We start from the raw sequence: 3,553 nt of genomic DNA, 5'->3' as shown, positions 1-3,553 counted from the left end.
CCGCGTGAGTATGAGCTGCGTAAGCACACGTATCCGCACCTCAAGGCCGAAGGGCTCGGGGCGCAGGCCGCGCAGCATGTGATCAAGAAGGTGCGCGATGCGTACACCACGCTGCACGCCAACCTGCGCGCCGGACATCTCGGCAAGCCGAAGTCGAGGCGCCGACTCAAGGCGGAGTCCAAGCCGATCGCGTTCCGCCCCGAGGCCGCGCAGCCGTATGACGACCGGTGTCTGAGCTGGCAGTACGACCAGCAGACGGTGTCCATCTGGACAACTGCGGGGCGCATTAAGAACGTCCGCTTCGTCTGTTCCGCCGACGCGCTCAAGGTGCTCCGCGACTACCGCAAGGGGGAGTCCGATCTGATCGAGCGCGACGGCGTGTTCTACCTGATCGCCACCTGCGACGTGCCCGAGGCAGAGCAGTACGAGCCGGACGGCTTCATCGGCGTGGACCTCGGCATCGTCAACATCGCCACCACGTCCACCGGTTACCAGGCCGCCGGGCGCGGTCTGGGCCGCTACCGCAAGCGTCAGCTCACGCTGCGGGCCAAGCTCCAGAAGAAGCGCACCAAGTCTGCCAAGCGCCGGTTGAAAGAACGCTCCCGGCGCGAGCAGCGGCACGTCAAGAACACCAACCACATCATCGCGAAGACGATTGTGACCGAGGCTGAACGCACCTCTGCCGGGATCTCCCTGGAAGAACTCAAGGGAATCCGGCAGAGGGTACGGCTCCGCAAGCCCCAACGGGTCGCACTGCACTCCTGGGCGTTTGCCCAGCTCGCAGGCTTCATCGTCTACAAGGCCCGCAGGGCCGGTGTCCCCGTGGTCTTCGTCGATCCCGCCTACACCTCGCAGCAGTGCTGCGAGTGCGGCCACATCGACAAGAAGAACCGGGCAAGCCAGGCCCTGTTCACGTGCCGGAACTGCGGGGTCGTTGCCCACGCAGACCGGAATGCTTCCCGCAACATCGCCCGCAAGGGCGAGGCTGTGTGGACTGCGGGGCGTGAGTCACGCGTCCCTGCCACCCCATAGCGGGTGTCTGGACGGAGGAGCCAACCCAGCAGCCAGCCGGGAACTACCTCCAAACCCGGTCCATCAGGGCCGGGTCAGGTTGACTCCCAGGCGGGCGCCTTCGAGCTGAGTGCGGTCGTGATCGCGCTGTTCTGGCGGGCCCACCACGCGGCGTTGCGGGACGCGGGGCCGATCGACTCGTACCTGTTCTGGCTCAATGTGACGTTCCTGTTGCTGCTGTCGTCGATTCCTTTTCCCACCAAGGTTCTTGAGGACTACGGTGACCAGTTTCTCGGTCCCGGGCTGTACGGGGCCGTCATCGGCACAGCTGCCCTGGTGCTCTATGCGATGGAACTGCGCACCAGCAGCGCCGCCGGTGAGCCCTGGCGCCGCGTCCCGTTTCCAGCTCAGGCCATCGTGTTTCTGCTCTCTGTGGGGATCGCACGCGTCTCGCCAGTCGTTGCGATCTACAGCTGGGCCGCCGCGGTGCCTCTCTCCGTGGCGGCCACCCGGATCGCGGCACGGGGTCGCTGACCGGATGTTCCAGTCGGGGGAACGAGCTGTGTCGTGCCGGGAGGTGCGGGCGGCGCGAGCCATACGGTCGGCTGATATGACGTACGAATCGCAGGACGCATCCCACCTGAGCCGGCGCACCGCGCTCGCCGGGCTCGTCGGTGGGGCCGGGGTCGCGCTGGCTGCCGGTTGCACCTTCTCGAACGGAACCTCCGCACAAGGAGTCGCACCCAGTCCCACGGCGTCGTCCACCGGCTCGACGGTGGATGCCACGCCCGGGGTGATGACACTCTTCAAGGACCCGGCGTTCAACTTCAGTGGCCTCTGGGCCCTTGGCGGGGCCGGGTTCGGCGGAAGTGAGGTGGGCGAGGTGCTCACCGCAGTGAACACGATCAACAAGGCCGGTCTCTCCGCGCAGACGTACGTCGAGACCTTCAAGGGACTCGGTGACCAACTGACGGGGGCGCCCGAGGGCACCACGCCCGACGCGCAGACCAGGCGCATGCGTGCTCTGCGGGCGGCGCAGTACTACGCCCAGGCTCTGTTCTTCGTCCTCGGCTCCGACACCCCCGAGAGCGAGGAGCAGCTGTACAGGGCCGGGCGCGAGGCCTGGGACAAGTTCTGTGAGCTGTGCGACCCAGCGCCGGACACGGCGAACGTCCCCTACGGGAAGACGCCGCTGCCGGTGTGGTTCTTCCGGCCCGACGACTCCGGCAAACAGCGCCGCACCGTGATCCTGACGAACGGCAGCGATGGACAGAACGTCGACATGTGGGCCTACGGCGTTTCGGCCGCTCTGGAGCGTGACTGGAACGCCCTCGTGTACGACGGGCCGGGCCAGGGGCAATTGCTCTTTGTGGACCGGGTGGTTTTCACACCGCGCTGGGAGACGGTGGTCACGCCGCTCGTCGACTGGCTGGTCGCCCGTTCCGACGTGGACAACGACAAGATCGCCCTGACGGGGCTGAGCATGGCGGGCAACCTGGCCCCCCGGGCCGCGGCCTTCGAGAAGCGCATCGCTGCCCTGGTGGCGATGCCCGGATGCCTGGAACCCTGGCTGGGCTTCCCGCCGGAGATCCGGAAGATCCTCACCCCGAACAAGGCACAGACCAACAACGTCTGGAACAAAGAGGTCGTCCCCGAGCTGCCTGCGGACGCTGCCGCGACGATGAAGAAGCGCTTCGAGCCCTTCTCCGTGCCGGCGATGCTCGCTGCCCGCGACGGCAAGGTCTTCACGGACTTCTACACCCCCGCCAAAATCATCGAGTCACTGACCATCACGAGCGTGGTGGGCCGCATCACGACGCCCACCCTGGTCCTTGACTACGAGGACGAGCAGTTCTATCCCGGACAGCCGCGGGCGATGTTCGACAGGCTGTCGTCCCCCAAGGACTACGTGAAGCTCACCGCGGCCACCGGCGCGCAGCTGCACTGTTCCCCGATGGCCCCGCAGCAGCACTGCGACATCGTCTTCGACTGGCTCCAGGAGACGCTGCCGGAAGGCTGACAGCCAGGTTCCGACCCTGCTCGCCGACGCGGGTGATCGGCGAGATCCGGCAGACGGCGGGCGTCATCACCTATGGGGAACCCACGAGAACAGCTTCGATGGTGCGTGTCGCCACGTAGTACTCGAAGGCGGCCTCGGCCGGCTGGTTCAGTCTGGCGGCGAGTCCCGCAGGACCGGATCACCGATCCGGTACGGGGCACCACGCCCAACGGCACCCCCGGCGTCCTCCTGACGGTGAGCTTGCCGCAAGTGGTCCGCCGCGTCGCCTCGGCGCCGTGCCGGGACGACCTGCCCGCGGCGTGGACGGGAGCCCGCCTGGTCACGGCCCCTGCTGCCCCCCACGCATGACCGGCCCGGCAGCGATGCCTATGGGGTGTGGTGACGGGCATGGCCGGGCGGCTGTTCCCCGACCTGGCTTCTGCTTCGGGAGCGCCGGGCGCACCGCGTGTGACCGCGAGGGACGCGCTCCACGGCACGAGGCCCTGGTGCGCGGAGGCCCGGGGGTGACGAATTATCCGGAGT

General features: G+C 67.5%; 3 protein-coding genes. All 3 read left to right on the top strand.

The window, feature by feature from the left end:
- Positions 1–1,032 (top strand): RNA-guided endonuclease InsQ/TnpB family protein (locus tag ACFC96_RS32430; protein WP_376615511.1); only part of this gene is annotated, 1,032 nt, incomplete at its 5' end.
- A gap of 3 nt (positions 1,033–1,035) precedes the next feature.
- The gene (locus ACFC96_RS32425) at positions 1,036–1,545 is read left to right on the top strand and encodes a TMEM175 family protein (protein WP_376227011.1); all 510 of its coding nucleotides are present in this window, start codon (positions 1,036–1,038) and stop codon (positions 1,543–1,545) included.
- A gap of 76 nt (positions 1,546–1,621) precedes the next feature.
- Positions 1,622–3,031 carry an alpha/beta hydrolase family protein gene (locus ACFC96_RS32420; protein ID WP_376615509.1) on the top strand — a complete coding sequence of 470 codons (1,410 nt, stop codon included), beginning with the start codon at positions 1,622–1,624 and terminating at the stop codon, positions 3,029–3,031.
- Positions 3,032–3,553: the final 522 nt, after the last annotated feature.

The sequence above is a fragment of the Streptomyces sp. NPDC055955 genome (assembly GCF_042270245.1).
In the GTDB taxonomy this organism is placed as follows: Bacteria; Actinomycetota; Actinomycetes; order Streptomycetales; family Streptomycetaceae; genus Streptomyces.
The sequence above is the reverse complement of the archived record's forward strand: the minus strand, read 5'-3'. Positions and strand labels throughout refer to the sequence as shown.